Origin of the sequence: Tardisphaera saccharovorans (assembly GCF_046635845.1) — an archaeon.
Taxonomy (GTDB): domain Archaea; phylum Thermoproteota; class Thermoprotei_A; order Marsarchaeales; family UBA168; genus UBA168.
Window position 1 is genome coordinate 354,231 of the sequence record NZ_JAQQXN010000002.1, and the last position, 18,631, is coordinate 372,861.

Here is an 18,631-nt window from a genome sequence, read left to right on the forward strand (position 1 = left end):
GGAACGGATAATCGCCGTAAAACAATTGGCCGGCGAGGTGCAGCCTCATGTCAGAGAGTGCGCTAACAGTTCGCGAATTCTTATATATGGCCATTCTGTATCTTCTAGGATGCTTTCAAAGGTGTTAACAGCTTGAGCGAGGCGTCTTTCAAGCACGTAGTGAGAATGGTGGGCTTCGACCTGCCTGGTGACGTGAAAGTACCATATGCCATATCTCGCATCAGGGGTGTGGGAGTTAATCTGGCTATGGCATTGAGCAAGCAGCTGGGCATAGATCCTTCCTTAAGGTTGGGAGAGGTCGAAGATGAGAAGCTTGAATCTTTAGAAAGGGTCCTGAGGGATAAGAAGCACGCGTCACTGCCGCTCTGGTTTAAGAACAGAAGATCAGATGTTTTGGAAAGCGAGGACATGCACCTGATCGGATCAGACCTTTTGATGGGCGTTAGGGGAGACGTGGAACTGCTGAAAAGGATAAAGTGCTGGAGAGGGGTCAGGCATTCGCTCGGCTTGAAAGTTAGGGGACAACGTACTAGGGTGACCGGCAGGTTTGGACGCTCAGTAGGCGTCTCGAAGGGTAAGTTAAAGCAAGCTGCCGCAGCGGCCCCTGCCGCGCAGGGCTCGCAGCAAGTTGCGTGATCTTAGATGGGAGATATAAAAAGGCCGAGAAAGAAGTGGAAGGGACCCACGAATCCTTGGCTGCTTAGCTCTTTGCAGAGCGAGATGCAGCTAATGGGAAAGTATGGCCTTAGAAATAAGAAGGAACTTTATGTGGCGGAAGCCGTCGCAAGGAAGTACAGGAGGATGGAGAGGGAATTCTTTGCGTTGCCTCCTGAAGACAGGGCAGCAAGGGAATCTGAACTCATAAAGAGGCTCTACGCACTTGGGTTCTTGGACTCGCCGGAGGGAACGTCAGATAGCGTGCTGTCTATGGGTGTGGAGGCAATCCTGAATAGGCGGCTGCAATCTCTTGTTGCGCAGAAAGGTGGCATATCATATCATGCCGCAAGGCAGCTTATAACCCACGGTCATGTGAAAATTTTTGGACGGGCTGTGAGGTCACCCGGTGCCCTTATAGATAGGGAAGAAGAGAAAGGAATAGAGCTGCCGGTTATGGCAGCTCAGAAGCAGGGAGTAAGTGGAGATAACCCTAAAGGGTCCGGTTCATCAGAAGAAGGTAGTCCGTGATCGACTATGACCGAAAACTTGAACTGGGGGATAGCTTGGATCTATAGTTCGTTTAGTAACACCCTAATATACATAACCGACATTACGGGAAGGGAGCTTATAGCAAAGAAGTCAGGTGGAGAAGTGGTAAAGGCGGACAGGGAGAAACCATCGCCTTACGCTGCAACTCAGGCGGCCATAGCCGCGGCACGCGAGGCTAAAGAAAAAGGGATTAACGCTTTGAAGGTTTACGTTCGTGCCCCAGGAGGACATGGGAGTAAGACGCCAGGTCCGGGGGCTCAGGCGGCGATTAGGGCTCTCTCGAGAGAGGGCTTCTTCATAGGCGTAACGGAAGACATAACGCCGTTGCCTCATGACACTACAAGAAGGCCCGGCGGAAGGCGGGGTAGGAGAGTATGACGGCAAGCGCGGGCCAGAAGGCCCCGTCTCTATCTGTTATCTCGAAGCAAGGTACCGAATATAAGCTCTTAATAGACGGGGTTAGCGTGGCCCTCGCCAACAGTATAAGGAGGGCGCTTGTGGCTTATGTCCCAACTCTGGCAATAGACGAGGCGCTTTTTGCAGAGAACAATACCTCTTTTTATAGGGAATACATAGCTCACAGGCTTTCGCTTATACCCATAAAGACGGACTTGAGCTACGAGGAATTGGCAGATAACTTCTTTGAACCCAAGAGGGAAGTGAGCATGGTACTTGACGTCAAGTCGGATGGTAATATGACGGTATATGCTTCGGAGCTGAAGTTTCCTGACGGCCAGGTGGCTACAACCCATCCAAAAATTCCCATAATTTCCATGGTGAAGGGCCAGAGCCTTAGGGCAGAGCTGACGGCTAGGATGGGAACAGGCAGGCAGCATGCCAAATGGCAGCCGGTCAGCGCGGCGACTTCGATTAACTACCCCATGATAAATATAATGAACGAAAGCTGTGGCGATTGTAAAAAATGCGTTGACGCATGCCCTACCGGCGCCCTGGGGCTGGTAGATGGCAAGCTTAAGGTTATTGACCCGCTGGCATGCACGTTATGTGAGGCCTGCGAGGAGGCATGCCCAGGAGTACTTGAGGTAAAGAGTTACCCTGACAGATTTGTGTTGTCTTTTGAAGTCAACGGCCAACTGGACGCTCGTACAGCGTTAATGGCCGCTTTAGAAATTCTCAATAGGGGGTTAAGGAGTATATTGTCACAATTAGAGGTGCTTGCGTATGAAAAGAAGTCCGACTAACCCGGAAGTGCTTTTGACGATCAGTGCGCTCTACAAGGGTCAGAAGCCCATGATGAAGGAGCTTGCTCAGGAGTTGGAAAATGGATCAGCTACTCGCATTAGCGTAAACGTAGGCAAGTTGTCGAAGCTGGCCAAGTCAGTTAAGGGGATTGCGGTCCCCGGCAAAGTGCTGGGCTGGGGTACGGTTGACGCTCCCATGATAGTAGCCGCGGTGTCATTTTCGAAGTCCGCAAAGCAAAAAATAGAGGGGGCTGGCGGGAAGTGCATAAGCCTCTATGAGTTTGCCTCGCTCCCTGACGCTCCTTCTGGATGGGTGTTGGCAAAGTAGGTGATGACTAAATGGAAAAATTTGTTCCAGATTTGGTCTATGATGCAGCTGGGGCGGTGGAAGGTCGGCTTGCATCAATCACGGCAAAAGCGCTCATGGAGGGAAAAAAGGTCGCTGTAGTGAACGTGGAAAAGGCAGTCATATCAAAGCCCATAGATGCTGTTGTGAAGTGGTTACAGCCTTGGTATGGTATACATTCTTGGATAAATCCAAGGAGGTATAGCCCGAGGAAGTACATGACGCCAGAAGGCTACTTCAGGACGTCCGTCAGGAACATGTTACCCGTAGACAAGCCCAAGGGCAGAGAGGCCTATTCGAGGTTGCGCGTTTATGTTGGGTTTCCCTCAGAGCTCTCGAGTTTTCCAGTCCAGAAACTGGAAGGCGTGATGTGGAAGGGCAAGGAAGGAAATTCCACAACCCTTCTGGAGCTCGGACTTTACTACGGAAGAGTTAAGAGAAAGGAGGTTAGAAGATGAAATTGAGCGAAAGCAGTCTAGAAAATAAGGTGGTCGTTTCCTCTGGGAAAAGGAAAAAAGCGGTTGCGCGTGCCATAATAAGGCCTGGGGCTGGCCGCTTCCTGATAAATGGCTACCCAATGGAACTTCATCCCAATATGCAGGTTAGATCCCAGCTCAAGGTGCTTTATGAGGCGCTTAAGCCTTACAGTGACAAGGTTGACGTTGAGGTGAGCTCCAGTGGTGGCGGCTACATGGGGCAGTATCAGGCCAGCGTGTACGCCATTTCGAGAGGCATATACCAGTACTTCAACAACGATGACCGCGTGAAGCAGGTACTGCTGGAGTTCGACCCGCACGCCTTGAGCGGAGACCCGAGAGAAAAAGAGCCTAAGAAGTTCGGAGGTAAGGGAGCCCGCAGGAGGTTCCAGAAGTCATATAGGTGATGCACGACGCTTTTCCCAGTTAGATGTTTTACCTGCGGCGCGGTCATAGGAGACAAGTGGGAGGATTACCAGAAGGCTGTCGCCAGCGGCGAAGAGCCAGCAAAGGTTCTGGACGAGCTCGGAATCAAGAGGTATTGTTGCAGGCGCATGTTTCTGACGTACTATGATCTGGCCGATCAGGTACTGGAGTACTCCAGAGGAGGAGAGCCTTAAAGCTGAATAGGTGAAAGACATATGTCTTCTGATGAAACCGAGAGGCAAAGCATCGAAGGTGAGCTTTTGGTGCCTCAGGAAACGTACATGCTAAGCGGAATACACATAGGGACCGAGGCGGAGATCAAGGCAATGCGCGAGTTCATATATAAGGTTAGAAATGACGGTATACACATATTCGACCTAAAGAAGATTGACGAGAGGATCAGGATAGCTGCTAGGATGCTGTCGCATTACGAGCCGGGAGGGATTTTGGCGGTCGCGGCTTCTCGCTTCGCGGTTAGGCCAGTGCAGCGCTTTTCGCAGTTCACTGGAGCGTCGGCCTTTGTGGAGCGCTTTACTCCTGGTTTGCTTACAAATCCTAACCTTCCCGGATACATGGAGCCTCAGGTCATACTTCTATCGAACACGGAAGGAGGTAGTCAGGTAGTCTCGGAGGCGGCGCTTGCGGGGATCCCGCTGATAGCTTTCTGCGATAGCAATAGCCCAATAGATTACGTCGACCTCATAATCCCCATGAACAACAGAAGCCGTAAGTCCTTGGCGCTTGCATACTGGCTTCTTGCCAGACAGCTTTTGAGGGAAAGAGGGCAACTGGGCACTCAAGAAGACCTTCCCGTGAAGCCAGAGGACTTTGAGATGGAATCAGAGGAAGGAGGGATTGAGCGATAGCCGCCCGCTAGTCATCATAAAGCTTGGCGGTAGTGCCATAACCATTAAGGATAGTTATTTTGCGTTAAGAAAAGAGGTAATAAGCGGGATTTCGGATGAGATTAGGGACTTTTTTCCTGAGCGGAGGATGATAATAGTCCACGGAGGGGGAAGCTTCGGTCATCCCGTTGCCGCGCTTTACTCGCTTCAGAACGGAAAGGCTTCCAACGCGCCTTCTATGGCGCTTTCAGACGTGGAGGATGCCATGATGCGCCTTAACCGGAGTATCATCGAAGCCCTGCGCGCCGTCAAGCTTCCCGCATTTCCTGTTCAAACAGCAGCGGTATCTAGGGCCAAGGAAGGGCGGTTAGAAGCGGTGAACTCGGCGTTTTTTTCCGAGTTATTGTCTTGGGGGTTGCTTCCGGTTTGCTATGGGTCTTTGGTTTTTGATAACACCATGGGTTACTCCATAGTGTCGGGTGATAACATCTCAGTTGCGCTGGCCTTGAAGCTGAAGGCTTCCTCCATTATATTTGTCAGCGATGTGGATGGCATATACGATAGCGACCCAAAAGTTCATCCTGGGGCCAAGCTCATAAGGGTTTATCATGCCCTTGGGTCCTCGCTTAAGGAAGATCGGGTCCCGAGCGGGAAGGACGTAACGGGAGGCATAGCCAATAAGATCAGATCTGTTGTCCCCGCGCTTAGCGCCGGTATTGAAGTTAGGATCGTGAATGGGCTTAAAAGAGGGCAGCTTTCCTCAGCGCTTAAAGGCGAAGACGTGGGGACGAAAGTAGTGATTTAGGCGATCAAAGTGCCAGACGTCGAAGGAACAGAAGCGAGAAAAAAAGATCACATAAGGATTGCGTTGACGTCAAACGTAGTCCCAGAGAGATTTAAAAATCAATTCGATGAAGTGGTGCTTGTTCATGAGGCGCTCCCTGCTATTGGTATCGATGACGTTAGCACGTCAACGCTTGTATTTGGTAAGAAGTTAGAGGCCCCGATCATAGTCGGTGCCATGACAGGAGGCGCCCCTGGCACTGACGTGATAAACGGCAACATAGCCGAAGCCGTTGAGGAAGCGGGGCTTGGCATGGGAGTGGGGAGCCAAAGAGCTGCTCTGATGGAAAGCTCTCTTGAGTATACGTTTAGAGTTATAAGGCGGAAGGCACCAAACGCTCTCGTGTTAGCGAATTTGGGGGCTTCTAACGTAAGAAAGATGAGCTCTGCTGACCTTAAGAGGGCCGTCGAAATGGTGGAAGCCGATGCGCTTGAAATACACCTGAACATGCTTCAAGAGCTGCTGCAGCCAGAGGGTGAACCGGATTTCGAAGGACTTGAGGAGATGTTGGATGGTATATGTGATGAGGTGGGTGTTCCCGTTCTCATAAAGGAGACCGGCTCCGGGATCTCCAGGGATACCGCTTTGAGGTTAAATAGCAAGAGATTGGCGGGTTTCGACGTCGGCGGCGCTGGTGGAACGTCATTTGCGCTAATAGAGGGAAAGAGGAGGACTGATAGTATGGCTGACGCTTTTTCCGACTGGGGTATACCCACCGTGGCCTCAATAATGGAGATACGTTCGGTCAGCGACAAGCTTATAGTAGCTAGTGGAGGGCTGAGGAATGGCGTTGACGCGGCCAAGTCCATAGCCATAGGGGCGAACTTGGTGTCTTTTGCGAGGCCCCTTCTGCGCCCTGCGGCCAAGTCTTCTCAGGACGTAAAAGGGTTTTTGGACCAGGTTAAGCTACAGTTAAGGATGACCATGGTGCTTACCAATTCAAGGGACATAAAGGCATTAATGAAGACACCTTATGTGCTTTTTGGAAACATGAAGGCTTGGGCAGAGCAAAGGGGATTAGTGCCAAGAACGCGATAACTTGGTAAACCCTATATGCGAGGGTAAGGTAACCGTGCTTCCCTGGTGAGACGTTTGGCTAGCGTTGCCGATGTGGAGCTTGAGATGAAGAGGATCCTTTCCCGGGACCCCTCAGAGCTTTTTCAGGCGGCATGGTACCTAATATCAACTGGAGGAAAGAGGCTGAGGCCCAGGCTTTTATTATCTTTTAATGAGGTTTTCGGTGGGGATTCAGAAAGGGCCATAAGGGCTGCGGCCTCCGTGGAATTACTTCATAACTTCACACTCATACACGATGATATAATGGACAAAGATGAGACTCGGCATGGTGTTCCCACGACGCACGTAAAGTTTGGCGAGCCCATAGCGATACTGGCTGGGGACGTGCTTCAATCCGAATCGCAGCATGAGATGGCGCGCGCTGTCGAGGGGCTGCCCATGAGGCGGGCGATGGCCATTCTGGAAAGTCATGCGGCGATCACCACCGACATAGCCAGAGGGCAGACGCTCGACATGCGGTCTGAGGTCATGGATTATCGCGAAGTGGGCCTGAGATTTTACTATGGCATGATAAAATTGAAGACGGCCGTGCTCTTTGCCCATGCTTGTTGGACTGGGGCTTACCTAGCGGGGGCCAGCGGCAAGCCTGCAAGCGCTGCTAGGTCTTTTGGACTTAACCTTGGAATGGCATTTCAGATGGCAGACGACATACTGGGTTTGGTTGGGGATCCCCAGATAACTGGTAAGCCCGTTGGAAGCGACGTTAGGAATGGTAAGAAGACCTTGCCCATATTGATCGCCATAAAAAACCTAAGCGGTTCCGATCGCGTATCGCTTCTGGAGAAGTTGAAAGCACGTGATCCCTCGGCGGTTGACCTGATAGTCAAGGGAGGAGGGATCGAGCAAACTAGGAGCTTTATGCTTAAGTTCAAAACGCAGGCGGAGAGCGCGCTCCGGTCAATGCCCAACGGTCCTGCGCTCGAGGAAGTTAGGGCACTTCTGTCTTCGGCGGTGGTAAGAGAAAAATGAGCTTGGATGACGAGATTTTGTTCTTTGCAGTGGAGAATGCCCTTCAGCACGGCAAGGCCCTTCCTTCTCCAGTTATGAACGCGATGCTCTCCGCACATCCTGAACTCAGGGGCGAGGCCAAGTCCCTCTATCAGAAGGTCAACGAGGTCGTTCGGCAGGTCAATGGTAAGGACAGCGCTGAGCTCGCGGAGCTTGAGAAGAAACTGCTTTTGAGTAACCCGAGCTTAGCGATCAAAAAGAAGGAGGAAACTCCCCAGGAGCGGACGTTACCACCTCTGGAAGGGGCCTCTAAAGGTGCCGTGGTTACTCGTTTTGCTCCAAACCCAGACGCGCCGATACACCTCGGAAATGCGAGAGCGCTCGTTTTATCAGCGGAATACGCTAGGCTTTACGAGGGAAGGTTTGTGCTGCGGTTTGAAGACACCGACCCTCACGTTAAGCCTCCCATGCCGGAGGCCTACGATTGGATAAGGGAAGACGTGAAATGGCTTGGGTACAAATGGGACCTTGAGTGGATTCAGTCCCAGCACCTGTCAAATTATTACGATGTGGTAAGAGAACTCATAAGAAGGGAAAAAGCGTACGTTTGTACGTGCTCCGCCGAACACTTCCAAGAACTCAGAAGATTGGGCGAGAGTTGTCCTCACAGAGGTGAAAAAGTGGATGAGGCGCTAGAACTTTTTGAGCGCATGGTCGCGGGGGAGTTCAAGGAGGGCGAGGCCGTGGTGAGGATGAGAACTGATATGAGGCATCCGAACCCTGCCCTCAGGGACTTCCCATTGATGAGGGTTGTTGATCCCAATTTGCACCCTCACCCCATGCTTAAGAATCCCACGTGGGCCTTTCCGCTTTACAACCTTTCAGCTGCGGTTGACGATCACCTGCTAGGTATAACTCACGTTCTGAGGGGAAAGGAGCACCTTACGAACGAGGAGGCGCAGGCTTATATATACGATGCCATGGGTTGGAAACGCCCGATTTCCGTACAGCACGGCAGGCTGATGCTTGAAGGAATTCCGCTAAGCAAGAGCCAGGTGAAGAAAGCGCTGAGCGGTGGTGCTTACAATGGGTGGGATGATCCACGGCTGGGAACGCTGATGGCTTTGCGGAGAAGGGGATTCTCTCCGAGGGCCATTATCGATCTTATACTTGAGGTTGGGCCAAAACCGACGGATGCGACCGTGAGTTGGGATAACCTGTACGCCATGAACAGGAAGTACCTTGAGCCGATATCTCACAGGTACTTTGTAGTGCGCAACCCCATCGAAATAGCTGTAGAGGGACTTGGTGAGAGAGTTGTGACCTTGCCGCTTCATCCAGATCACCCGGAGATGGGTAGCAGGAATATAGCGGTGACCTGCGGGAAAGTCTTTGTTCAATCGGATGACGTGAAGGAGGGACAGACGGTTAGGCTGATGGAGCTTGCAACTATCACGTATCTTGGCTCGGGACGCGCTAAGCTTGAGGACATATCTCCTGAAAAATCAGTTGAAGAAGGTATAAAAAGGGTTCAATGGGTACCAGAGGAGTTCATGAAGGTGAGCGTGGTTTCGCCGGAAGGGACATTCGAGGCGTTAGCAGAACATAATCTGTCTTTGGAACCAGTTAATGCCACGATCCAAATGGTAAGATGGGGGTTTGCAAGAGTGGATGCCTATTCAAGCGATAGAAGAAGCGCTGTGCTGTACTTCGCACATAAGTAGCTCAAATGGGAAAACGTTTTAATGCGGCGAACCCAACTAACGAAAATTGGGTTACCCTACTTATGAGTTGCTTTTGGATATTGACTGGAAAGGCGCCAAGTACAGGGGAAGCGAAAGGATAACGCTAGACAGGGAAAGAGGTCTTAACCTAAATGTGGTTGGTATGAAGGTTTTAAAGGTCGAAGTAGACGGAAGAAGCGCCTCTTTCTCGCATTCTAATGGGGTACTTAGGATCGACGATCCTGGGAGCGAATTCCACGTGGAGTTTGAGAGGGATATACCCGAATCGCTCATGGGTTTTTACAAGGCTCCATATGAAGGAGGATACGTTTTTACCACGCACTTCGAGCCAAACGGCGCCAGAACGATGTTCCCTTGCGAGGACGTACCAGCGAAGAAAGCTAGGTTCAGGCTTTCGGTGCTAGTTGACGAGGGGCTTGACGTTATATCGAACATGCCGCAACTCAGCGAGGAGAAACAAGAGTCAAAGAAGTTGGTTAGGTTTCAGGAAACGCCTCCCATGTCTACTTACCTCCTGTATTTGGGCATAGGAAAATTTGATAGTATTGAGGATCATTGGAACGGAAAGAAGATATACGTCTCATCATATGGAGGAAAATCTAAGCAGGGCGTTTTTGCCATCGATGTCGCGAAGAGGGCTCTTTCTGTTTACGAAGACTACTTTGGTATACCTTATGAACTGCCCAAGCTTCACCTCATTGCCGTTCCCGAGTTTGCCATGGGAGCGATGGAGAATTGGGGAGCCATTACTTTTCGCGATACCTCTCTTCTGGCCGATGAAAAAGTTGCCCAGACGACCCTAAGGAGGATTGCCACAACGGTGGTTCATGAGCTTGCCCATCAGTGGTTTGGTGACCTAGTGACCATGAAGTGGTGGGACGACCTTTGGCTCAACGAGAGCTTTGCGACGTACCTTAGCTACAAGGTTGTGGATAGGATATTCCCGGAATGGGAGATTTGGACTGATTTCTTGATTTCCGAAACCGATGGTTCGTTAATGGTTGATTCTCTCAGCGCTACACATCCCATACATGTTGAGGTTAAAAGCGAGGACGAGATAGAGCAGCTGTTTGACAACATAAGTTATGGGAAAGGAGCAAGCGTTCTTCGCATGATTGAGAAGTACATGGGAGAGGAAAGCTTCAGGAAGGGGCTTTCAAATTTCTTGCGGAAGTACTCCTATTCGAACGCTGGTTCAGAGGACCTCTGGAGGTCACTTGAGGATGCATCAGACAAGCCCATATCTCGTGTGGTTCCAGATTGGGTGAAAAAGGCGGGCCATCCGGTAATAAAGGTGCGTTTTGATGGATCGGTTTCAATTACTCAAGAGGGCTTCAGGTTTTTGGGCAATTGGAAGGAGGCTTGGCCGATTCCACTGACGTATTACGAAGGTGCTAAGCAGGAATCGCTGCTTATGGGAGAAGAGGCCAGGTTGAATCTCGCCCGTCCATACAAGCTGAACGCGGACGGCGCTGGTTACTATAGGGTCCTCTACGAGGACTGGGACGGCGCGTTGCAGGCCTGCAGGAGTGCCTATGATCGCTGGAACGTCTTTTCCGACCTGTACGCCCAGTTGCTTCAAGGGAACGTGAGCTTAAGGCAGTACTTGGATTACGTAAATAGCTACGGCGATCGCGCGGAGTACCTGCTTAGTTTTGAGCTTTCATCGCAGTTGGCAAACCTCTATGCCATAGCGCCTAACGCAGTCAGAACCTGGAGCGCGGCGTATCACTCCAAACAGGTATCTTACTGGGAGAAAAAGGGCCCTAACGGCGATAACCTGATGGCATACCTCTCCAGAAGGCTGGCCATGGTTGACGAGGTCTATGGAAAACGGCTGGCCCGGATGGACTACTTCGAAGTGAGTCCTGACTTAAGGACGGCGGCTGCCGTGGCGCGCGCGCTTTACGAAAGGGATGCCTTCGCAGAACTTAGCCAGCTTTACGACAGCGCATCTCAGGAGGACAAGGTCAAATTGCTGTCGGGTATGATGGTCATTAGGGACAAATCCCAGTTTGGCCAAGCCCTTGAGTTTCTGCTTTCACCCCGCGTCAGAAGGCAGGACGTGACTCAGTTGATCGGCGCCGCAAGTAACGTCTACAACAGGGAAATGGCCTGGCGGTGGTTCAAGGATAATTTCGATAAGTTAAGGAGGATATACGCCTCAAGTGGCGTGCTGCCGATAATCATATCCGAGTTCATCCCCTACGTTGGTCTTGGTAATGAAGATGACGTGGAGGCTTTTTTTGCGAGCAATTCGGTACCGGAGGCCAGCATGGGCATAAAGGTGGGCCTTGAGCTGCTGAGGGTTTACTCTCGCTTCGCGCAGCGCGCGCGGGGGCGAGGATTCATAGCTGTTTAAGGTGCTCCAGCAACCTATCGGCATCGAATGCCCAGTGACTACCGTTGTACTTGGAGGCAAGTATTGAAATTGAGTCCGGCTTTTTGAAAGTCTCGCTCTCAAACCAAGAAATCAGCATGAACGCAGAATCCACACCCCCTTGCGATAGGACAAGTTTCTCAAGGGCGCTTTGGAGACGATAAAAAGCGCTAAGGGGAAAAGTGAAAAGGCCAGCGAGGGCTTTGACACCAAAATTTGCCGCCGAGAGATAGGGGTTTGTTAGGAGGCTTTCCTCGAGGGAGGAAAGGCTGTTATCGGTCGACCTGCAGAGCAGGTCGATCATGGCGGTCGATGGCGCTAAGAATCCGGCCTCGAAGAAATCCAAGTAGACCGATGTTATGAATTTTTCCTTGCGTAGCCTGTTTATACGTTGGGCTACCTCATCAGCATCCGAACCGCTGAGGCCCACGGATAACGCTAAGGCCTCCGGCGTCTGGGCCGCGGTTTTCCTGAGTTGAAGCAGTATCCTGAGGTCTAGAGCGTCGAAGTTACCTTTTGTTGTGGGGGTTTCTTTCAGTCTCCTTGCAGCGTTTACTTGTCCAGCTCCCGATTTCCAGTTCCCAGTTCTGAAATCGAAAACGGAGGGATCTGGGCTGAAGTACTGAAAAGAGGTCTCGGTCTCAAACCACTGGTAATCCCTGAGCTTCCCGAAGCTCACGGCGGAATCGAATACCTTCCGATAATCGCTCAAGAATGCCCTTGGAACGGCGTTTATGGTACGGTAATTGCTGAGGCCGATTGACTTGCCCCAAGATATAAGGTACCCGTCCTCGGTCAGTAGGCTAAGCAACTGTTCAGCCTTGCCAGTACTTGATGGAGATAGGGTTATATCGACGCGTACGTCAACTAGGCCGAGGCGATTAACGTTTATCACGGCCCTTGGGATAAGGCCCTTTCCGAACACGAAGTTCCTAATCACCGATCTGGCCTCCGACTCGGTATAGCCGCGAGCGGAAAGGGCGCTAACGACGCGATCTTCATCGAAAGGTACTGAATCTTCGATCAATTCTATGGCATTGCGCATCAGGCCGTCAAAGCTAATCATGAGGATTGCTATGAAATTGAAATTTACGTTTTGCCCTGATCGCGATTCAGGGTCATCCCTTTTTAGGGCAAATCACGCTTATAAGCTTGGATTCAATTGAAATGGGTGGATGATCGTGAGTAAACCCGTTTACGTGAAGTTCGAGACACCGGCAGAATTGTCGGATAGGGCTTTAGAAGCTCTTAGAAAAGCCAGAGATAAAGGCAAGATAAAAAAAGGAACCAATGAGGTAACCAAGACCGTAGAAAGAGGGAAGGCCCTCTTAGTGGTCATAGCGGAGGACGTACAGCCTCCAGAAGTCGTTGCGCACCTTCCCCTGCTATGCGATGAGAAGAAAGTACCTTATGTTTACGTCGGGTCTAAGAAGTCGCTTGGGGAGGCCGTTGGGCTTGAGGTGGCTACGGCCGCTGCAGCAATAGTTGACGCTGGTGATGCGTCTTCTATTGTCCAGGAAGTTGCCGAGAAGGCTGCTTCCCTTAAAGCGCAGAAGTAAAGGTGTGACCTTTGAGCGAAGAGGCCCCTACTCCTGCAGTCGTGGTCCAGATAATGGGAAGAACCGGATTTACCGGAGAGGTAACCCAGGTTAGAATGAGGGTGCTTGAGGGCCGCGACAAGGGAAGAGTTCTCACGAGAAACATATTGGGTCCCGTGAGGCTTGGGGATATACTTCTCCTTAAGGATACGGAGAAGGAAGCAAGGAAACTTACTGCCAAGAAGTGATTTTTTTGAGAACTTACAATTGTTCCTTTTGTGGGAGGGAGATAGCTCCTGGTACAGGACTCATATACGTTAGAAACGATGGAACGGTTCTCCGCTTTTGCTCGTCAAAATGCAAGAAAAACATGCTTCAGTTGCACAGGGCCCCGAAGAAGACCAACTGGGTTGTCAAGAGAACAGAAAAAGCAACTGCCAGTTCTTCCTGAGATGGTGGTCTAAGTGAGTGAAAACTCCTCTGAGCAGGAGCTAACGTTCGTTATGGTAAAGCCTGACGGTGTGAGGCGTGGCCTCACGGGTGAGGTAATATTAAGGCTTGAAAGGAAGGGCTTGGAAATAGTGCGCATGGAGAAGATACTTATGAAGCCTGAGCAAGCAGCTACGCTTTACTCCCCCCACTTTGGAAAGCCATTTTATGAAAGCCTAGTGGGTTTCATTACGTCCGGGCCCGTCGTTGTTATGGGGGTAAAGGGAAGGAAGGCTGTATCGGTCGTCAGGAAGCTTATCGGTTCTACGGACGCAGCCGAAGCTCAGCCCGGTACGGTAAGAGGGGACTTCAGTACCGCTGTCCAAGAAAACGTAGTGCATGCCTCTTCATCTCCGGAAGATGCCCGTAGAGAGCTGTCCATTTTCTTTCCTGAGCTGGTGGGAGAAAAGGAGGGAGGTGGTCTTTGAGACAACCCATAATAGTGGTCTTGGGTCACGTGGACTCAGGTAAGACAACGCTCCTAGATAAGATAAGGGGCACCGCGTTGCAGCTTCGTGAGGCTGGGGGCATGATTTCAAGTAAAGCTTGAAATGCCAGACCCAGCACATAGGCGCCAGCTTCATACCCAGCGCGGTCATAGCCCGCATAGCGGGAGAGTTGATGAAGCGGTACAGGTTCTCGCTCGAGTTCCCCGGCTTACTGTTTATAGACACTCCTGGTCATGAGGTGTTTATGAATCTTAGGAAGAGGGGTGGTTCCATAGCGGATTTCGCGGTGCTAGTTGTGGATGCGGTAAAGGGTTTTGAGCCGCAGACAGACGAGGCCGTTGACATCTTGGTTGAGAGAAAGACCCCATTCTTGGTTGCGCTGAACAAAATAGACCGCGTTCCAGGTTGGGTCAGCAAAACCCAAGATGACGTTCCGCCGACTTACGAGGCGTCATACGCTCGTCAGCAGGAGGTTGTTAAGCGGAGGCTTGACTCCATAGTGTACTCGGTTTCGGGTTCGCTGGGAAAGCACGGTATCTCGGCCGATCTCTTCTCCAGGATAAGTGATTTCTCGCGTACGGTTGCCATAGTGCCAGTTAGCGCGCTCACTGGGGAGGGGCTTCCGGAGTTGCTGGTGCTAACCGCTGGCCTTACTCAGCGCTACATGAGTAAAAAGTTGACCGCTGCTCCCAAGGAAAGCGAGAAGGGAAGGGGGTCCATACTGGAGGTCAAGGAGGAGAAGGGACTTGGCACGGTTCTGGATGTTCTCCTGTATGAGGGAGAGATGGCTAAAGGAGATTCCGCGCTTGCGAGCGGTATAGAAGGACCGCTGGTGGGTAAGATCAGGAACATATTAATTCCCGCGCCCTTAACCGATACGCGCTTTCAGATTAGCCTCGTGGAAGCGGAGCGGGTTGAAGCAGCTACAGGGGTTAGGGTAGTCCCTGACGAGCCCCTCAAGGGAGCTCTGCCCGGTTCTCCACTTATAATTATTAAGAATGGCGCTGACGAAGCCTCTGTTAAGGCGGCTCTCTCGGAGCTCAAGGAGGAGACCAGCGTTACCATATCATCAGACGTAAACGGCGTGGTGGTGAAGGCCGATACGTTCGGTTCTCTGGAGGCGGTTATATCAGCTATGAAGAAGCGCGGCATACCGGTGAGGATGGCCAACTTGGGAATGGTTTCGAAGAAAGACGTGGTAGAGGCCTCAGTCGTAAAGGATAAGGATTACGTTCACGGGTTTGTCGCGGCGTTCAACGTCCGCGTTAATCCCGATGCTGAGTCGGAGGCTGAGACAAGAGGCATATCCATAGTGAAGGCCGACCTCATTTACCAGCTTTTGGACCTAGTTGACGAGGAAATAAAGAAGAGGACTGAGGAGTTGAGGCTATCGGAACTCAGGGGAATTAACAGGCCCGTGGAGATAAAGCTGCTTCCTGAGTACGTGTTCAGGAGGGCCTCACCCATTATAGTTGGCATAAGGGTTGTGGGCGGCACGCTTAAACCACAGAGGACTTTAATAGATGAAAACGGTGAAAAAGTGGGGGAGGTGCTCCAATTACAAGATAAAGGTAAGGTGTTAGATGGCGCTTCTGAGGGCTCTGAGGTCGCAATGTCTTTAAAAACATCGTACACGCTTGGAAGGCAGATAAAGGAAAACGCAACGCTTTTTGGCGACATGGCTGAAGATGAAGCAGTGAAGCTTTACACTAAATATAGGTCTGATTTGAGTCAGGGTGAGGTCAATGCCCTGCTTGACCTAGTTAAGGTGAAGAGAAGAAAAGATCCGAGCTGGGGGATGTTAATTGCCTGAGTTCAAGGTCAACATATCCGACGGCAAGGGAAAAACCACAACGGTAGAGGCAAAAGGACCAGCTGCTAATACGCTTATCGGCATGAAGATTGGAGATGAATTGGCGGGCGACCTCTTTGGGCTTCCAAAGCAAGTGCTCAAGATAACCGGGGGAAGCGACAAGAGCGGCTTTCCCATGATTCCTTGGCTTCAAGGTGGCGTTAAAAAGCAGATCTACATAAAGAGGAAGGGTGGAAGGGAAAAGAAGTGGGTCAGGGGCAATACCATAACCGAGGATGTGGTTCAGGTAAACATGGCGGTTGTGGCGGAACAGGAGCCCAAAAAGTCTTGAGCGATCGGTGGTAGAGTTGAAGAAATCGCTGGTGGAGGCCCCAATTATTAACGTCGGTGTGGTTGGCCACGTCGACCACGGAAAGACTACCCTTGTTCAAGCGCTTACTGGGGTGTGGACCGGTAAGCACAGCGAGGAGATGAAGAGGGGCATGACCATCAAGCTGGGCTACGCAAATATGAGGATAATGAAGTGCCCGCATTGCCCGGCTCCCCTCTCTTTTTCCACCAGCGATATCTGTCCTCACTGCGGCTCGAAAACGGAGCTCGTTAGGAAGATCTCCATAATCGACGCGCCCGGCCATGAGGTATTGATGGCAACTATGCTAAGCGGAGCAGCGGTTATGAACGCGGCTCTGTTGGTTGTTGCGGCAAACGAGGACTGCCCTCAGCCGCAAACGGTCGAGCACTTTGCGGCCCTTACCATCATGGGCGTAAGGCAGCTGATAGTCGTTCAAACTAAGGTTGATGTTGTAACGGAGGAGCAGGCCTTAAAGAACTACAATCAGATAAGGGCGTTTCTGAAGGGGAGCTGGGCCGAAAACGCCCCGATCATACCCGTTTCCGCCGTAGATAATCTGAACATAGACGTACTTCTTGAGGCCATGTACGAGTTGTTTAAGCCCCCTCTTGTAGATGTCGATGCGCCTCCAAAGTTTTACGTTACGAGGTCTTTTGATATAAATAAACCCGGGTCAGACATATCATCACTTAAGGGGGCAACCGTAGGGGGCTCGCTTGTGAGTGGGAAGCTATCAGTAGGAGATGAGCTTGTGATAATGCCAGGCGTGAAAGACAGTAAGGGTAACTACAAACCTTTGGAAACCGTGGCGGTTTCCATGCAGATGGATACCGATGTGAAGGAAGCCATGCCAGGGGGCCTTCTTGCAATATCCACCGACTTGGATCCCTCGTACTCGAAGGCCGATAGGTTGGTGGGCCAGGTGGTGTTTAGAAAGGGGCAAGAAGAGAAAGCCGTTACAAAAGCCGTTATGACCTTGAAGCTTTTTGAAACGGTTCTGGGTACGAGCGAGCCGCTCAAGGTTACCCCCATAGTTCCCTCAGAGGAAGTGCTGGTTGAGGTTGGGCCTGCGCTGGTGCTGGCGAACTTTAGGCAGACATCAAAAGGAGCTTATGAAGCGGAGTTCAAGAGGCCGGTTATCCTTGAAAAAGGGCAGACGGTTGCCATAAGCAGGAGGGTCAAGAACAGGTGGAGGCTCTCAGGATACGGGACGGTGGAACGCTTTTAACGACGAGCAATTCCAAGAAAAGGGTCTTGTTTGACACGAGCTTTCTAATAAACTCGCTTGGTATGCGTTCTGACTTGGACTTCATGATCGAGAGCCTCGTGGGTCCTTACAAGGGATACGTTCCCGAACCTGTAATAAGGGAGTTGAAGAGGTTCCCAAAGGACATTTCCGTACCCGCGCTCCTTCTGGCCTCTAGGTATGCGGTCATCCCGTCTGAGGATGCCTATGCCGATAACTTCATGATAAGGGAAGCTAGGCTTGGAAAATGGATACTTGCCTCAGATGACCTATCGCTTTCGCGGGCCGTTAGGACATATGGGATTGCAGTCATTTCCCATGCTGGAAGGAAACTCCGTTATTCGGCACCTATCTGAGATCGTCGTGTTCTGACCTTAAGAGCATAAAGCCCAGCTTTCTTTATGCCAAGCATAGACGCTACCTTTGAGTTATCTGGGTCAAGTACTGCTACCATCCCATCCCATCTATCCGAGAATTCCCGCCCACCGCAGACCGGGCATATGTTTGTGTCGTCTGGGACAAGGGCCTTGCACCGAACACACGCCTTCAGCGTTGCTCACCCTTGGCCTGGACTTGCTGTTTTTCCGCTGCCAGCCACTGTAAGCTGCCGAGGCCGGGCTGCCTCAGCGTTAGGCTCACCTTAACATCACTTGAGTCGCCCTCGTGCACGCTCGCCGTTATTATCCTTGCCCTTACTAGATCTCCCCTCTCAATGGTCTTCTTGGTGTTCCTTCCTATGTACTTGCCGCCCCGTGGGTCGAAATCGACGTAATCATCCATGAGCTGGGACTGGTGGGCTACCCCTTCAATCGGACCTATTCTGACGTGTATGCCATATTCTTCAACGGCTACTACTTCTCCTTCGACGATTTCTCTTTCCAAGGGGCGGTAGGTTAGGAGAGAAAACGACGCTTCATGATAGGTCACGCCCTGTCCTATGGGTATCTTTCCCTCTTCGGACGCCTGAACGTCGAGCACCTGCAGCACTATGCCTATGTCCTCGTTTATTACCTTGCCGACGTACTTTTCCCTGAGGGCCATGGTCACGGCGTCCTCTAGCGGGTTTCCGAAGAGGGTGGCCGGCACTTTTACCAAGTCGCTCACTTTGCAGAGGTAAAACATAGACTAAACACGCCCTACTTTTTATCGCTTTTGTTGCAAAGATGCCCGTACCTGTTGGTTTGGATCGCCCTTATCGCAGAAAACGATAAGCCCATATTGCAATAGGGATGAATGAGCGGGTCGCTTT

23 protein-coding genes and 2 pseudogenes are annotated in these 18,631 nt (G+C 51.3%); 22 read left to right on the plus strand and 3 right to left on the minus strand.

What is annotated here, in order from left to right; all coding sequences use genetic code 11:
• The first annotated feature begins 132 nt into the window (after nucleotides 1-132).
• The 14 genes and pseudogenes from PRZ02_RS05290 to PRZ02_RS05355 all read left to right on the plus strand — a co-directional run bounded on the left by PRZ02_RS05290 (nucleotide 133) and on the right by PRZ02_RS05355 (nucleotide 11,477).
• Complete coding sequence (locus tag PRZ02_RS05290) at nucleotides 133-636, plus strand: 30S ribosomal protein S13 (RefSeq protein ID WP_449464787.1); 504 nt, start codon at nucleotides 133-135, stop codon at nucleotides 634-636.
• A gap of 6 nt (nucleotides 637-642) precedes the next feature.
• Nucleotides 643-1,185 carry a 30S ribosomal protein S4 gene (locus tag PRZ02_RS05295; protein WP_449464788.1) on the plus strand — a complete coding sequence of 181 codons (543 nt, stop codon included), beginning with the start codon at nucleotides 643-645 and terminating at the stop codon, nucleotides 1,183-1,185.
• Between the two features lie 6 nt (nucleotides 1,186-1,191).
• Nucleotides 1,192-1,584: a 30S ribosomal protein S11 gene (locus PRZ02_RS05300; RefSeq protein ID WP_449461737.1), complete on the plus strand. Its 393-nt coding sequence runs from the start codon at nucleotides 1,192-1,194 to the stop codon at nucleotides 1,582-1,584.
• A complete protein-coding gene (locus PRZ02_RS05305; protein WP_449464789.1) occupies nucleotides 1,581-2,408 on the plus strand; it encodes a DNA-directed RNA polymerase subunit D in 828 nt (275 codons plus the stop codon). The genes PRZ02_RS05300 and PRZ02_RS05305 overlap by 4 nt, the downstream gene beginning before the upstream one ends.
• On the plus strand, nucleotides 2,389-2,736 hold the full coding sequence (locus tag PRZ02_RS05310; RefSeq protein WP_449464790.1) for a 50S ribosomal protein L18e: 348 nt from the start codon (nucleotides 2,389-2,391) through the stop codon (nucleotides 2,734-2,736). The genes PRZ02_RS05305 and PRZ02_RS05310 overlap by 20 nt, the downstream gene beginning before the upstream one ends.
• Before the next feature lie 11 nt (nucleotides 2,737-2,747).
• Nucleotides 2,748-3,212 carry an uL13 family ribosomal protein gene (locus tag PRZ02_RS05315; protein ID WP_449464791.1) on the plus strand — a complete coding sequence of 155 codons (465 nt, stop codon included), beginning with the start codon at nucleotides 2,748-2,750 and terminating at the stop codon, nucleotides 3,210-3,212.
• Between the two features lie 2 nt (nucleotides 3,213-3,214).
• The gene (gene rpsI, locus PRZ02_RS05320; RefSeq protein ID WP_449464792.1) at nucleotides 3,215-3,637 is read left to right on the plus strand and encodes a 30S ribosomal protein S9; all 423 of its coding nucleotides are present in this window, start codon (nucleotides 3,215-3,217) and stop codon (nucleotides 3,635-3,637) included.
• Nucleotides 3,638-3,646: 9 nt separating this feature from the next.
• Nucleotides 3,647-3,850, plus strand: a pseudogene (locus tag PRZ02_RS05325) (DNA-directed RNA polymerase subunit N); the annotation flags it as partial.
• A 21-nt stretch (nucleotides 3,851-3,871) separates the two neighbouring features.
• Nucleotides 3,872-4,522 carry a 30S ribosomal protein S2 gene (gene rpsB, locus PRZ02_RS05330; RefSeq protein ID WP_449464793.1) on the plus strand — a complete coding sequence of 217 codons (651 nt, stop codon included), beginning with the start codon at nucleotides 3,872-3,874 and terminating at the stop codon, nucleotides 4,520-4,522.
• Nucleotides 4,512-5,306 (plus strand): isopentenyl phosphate kinase, encoded by a 795-nt coding sequence (locus tag PRZ02_RS05335; protein WP_449464794.1) that lies wholly within the window; start codon nucleotides 4,512-4,514, stop codon nucleotides 5,304-5,306. The genes rpsB and PRZ02_RS05335 overlap by 11 nt, the downstream gene beginning before the upstream one ends.
• A 9-nt stretch (nucleotides 5,307-5,315) precedes the next feature.
• A complete protein-coding gene (gene fni / locus PRZ02_RS05340) occupies nucleotides 5,316-6,383 on the plus strand; it encodes a type 2 isopentenyl-diphosphate Delta-isomerase (RefSeq protein ID WP_449464795.1) in 1,068 nt (355 codons plus the stop codon).
• Between the two features lie 54 nt (nucleotides 6,384-6,437).
• Nucleotides 6,438-7,391, plus strand: a complete 954-nt coding sequence (locus tag PRZ02_RS05345; RefSeq protein WP_449464796.1) for a polyprenyl synthetase family protein — start codon at nucleotides 6,438-6,440, stop codon at nucleotides 7,389-7,391.
• A complete protein-coding gene (locus PRZ02_RS05350; protein ID WP_449464797.1) occupies nucleotides 7,388-9,094 on the plus strand; it encodes a glutamate--tRNA ligase in 1,707 nt (568 codons plus the stop codon). The genes PRZ02_RS05345 and PRZ02_RS05350 overlap by 4 nt, the downstream gene beginning before the upstream one ends.
• Nucleotides 9,095-9,140: 46 nt before the next feature.
• Nucleotides 9,141-11,477 carry a M1 family metallopeptidase gene (locus PRZ02_RS05355; protein ID WP_449464798.1) on the plus strand — a complete coding sequence of 779 codons (2,337 nt, stop codon included), beginning with the start codon at nucleotides 9,141-9,143 and terminating at the stop codon, nucleotides 11,475-11,477.
• Here the strand turns inward: PRZ02_RS05355 and PRZ02_RS05360 are convergent.
• The gene (locus tag PRZ02_RS05360) at nucleotides 11,464-12,561 is read right to left on the minus strand and encodes a hypothetical protein (RefSeq protein ID WP_449464799.1); all 1,098 of its coding nucleotides are present in this window, start codon (nucleotides 12,559-12,561) and stop codon (nucleotides 11,464-11,466) included. The genes PRZ02_RS05355 and PRZ02_RS05360 overlap by 14 nt on opposite strands.
• Before the next feature lie 115 nt (nucleotides 12,562-12,676).
• Here PRZ02_RS05360 and rpl7ae point away from each other — a divergent pair, with 115 nt between their 5' ends.
• The 8 genes and pseudogenes from rpl7ae (at nucleotide 12,677) to PRZ02_RS05400 (ending at nucleotide 17,738) form a co-directional block, all read left to right on the plus strand.
• Nucleotides 12,677-13,054, plus strand: a complete 378-nt coding sequence (gene rpl7ae / locus PRZ02_RS05365) for a 50S ribosomal protein L7Ae (protein ID WP_449464800.1) — start codon at nucleotides 12,677-12,679, stop codon at nucleotides 13,052-13,054.
• A gap of 11 nt (nucleotides 13,055-13,065) precedes the next feature.
• Nucleotides 13,066-13,281: a 30S ribosomal protein S28e gene (locus tag PRZ02_RS05370; protein WP_449461750.1), complete on the plus strand. Its 216-nt coding sequence runs from the start codon at nucleotides 13,066-13,068 to the stop codon at nucleotides 13,279-13,281.
• A gap of 5 nt (nucleotides 13,282-13,286) precedes the next feature.
• Nucleotides 13,287-13,484, plus strand: coding sequence for a 50S ribosomal protein L24e (locus tag PRZ02_RS05375; protein ID WP_449464801.1), 198 nt, complete (start codon nucleotides 13,287-13,289; stop codon nucleotides 13,482-13,484).
• A gap of 13 nt (nucleotides 13,485-13,497) precedes the next feature.
• A complete protein-coding gene (gene ndk / locus PRZ02_RS05380; protein WP_449464802.1) occupies nucleotides 13,498-13,950 on the plus strand; it encodes a nucleoside-diphosphate kinase in 453 nt (150 codons plus the stop codon).
• Nucleotides 13,947-15,784: pseudogene (gene infB, locus PRZ02_RS05385) on the plus strand (translation initiation factor IF-2). The gene ndk and the pseudogene infB overlap by 4 nt, the downstream one beginning before the upstream one ends.
• Nucleotides 15,777-16,115, plus strand: coding sequence for a S6e family ribosomal protein (locus tag PRZ02_RS05390; protein WP_449464803.1), 339 nt, complete (start codon nucleotides 15,777-15,779; stop codon nucleotides 16,113-16,115). The pseudogene infB and the gene PRZ02_RS05390 overlap by 8 nt, the downstream one beginning before the upstream one ends.
• A 7-nt stretch (nucleotides 16,116-16,122) precedes the next feature.
• On the plus strand, nucleotides 16,123-17,364 hold the full coding sequence (locus PRZ02_RS05395; protein WP_449464804.1) for a translation initiation factor IF-2 subunit gamma: 1,242 nt from the start codon (nucleotides 16,123-16,125) through the stop codon (nucleotides 17,362-17,364).
• A gap of 26 nt (nucleotides 17,365-17,390) precedes the next feature.
• Nucleotides 17,391-17,738: a hypothetical protein gene (locus PRZ02_RS05400; protein ID WP_449464805.1), complete on the plus strand. Its 348-nt coding sequence runs from the start codon at nucleotides 17,391-17,393 to the stop codon at nucleotides 17,736-17,738.
• On the opposite strand, the gene spt4 is transcribed toward PRZ02_RS05400, so the two are convergent.
• Entirely contained in the window at nucleotides 17,720-17,932 is a 213-nt protein-coding gene (spt4, locus tag PRZ02_RS05405) for a transcription elongation factor subunit Spt4 (RefSeq protein ID WP_449464863.1), read from the minus strand. The two genes, PRZ02_RS05400 and spt4, sit on opposite strands and share 19 nt — an antisense overlap.
• The gene (locus tag PRZ02_RS05410) at nucleotides 17,929-18,504 is read right to left on the minus strand and encodes a DNA-directed RNA polymerase (protein WP_449464806.1); all 576 of its coding nucleotides are present in this window, start codon (nucleotides 18,502-18,504) and stop codon (nucleotides 17,929-17,931) included. The genes spt4 and PRZ02_RS05410 overlap by 4 nt, the downstream gene beginning before the upstream one ends.
• Nucleotides 18,505-18,631 lie beyond the last annotated feature (127 nt).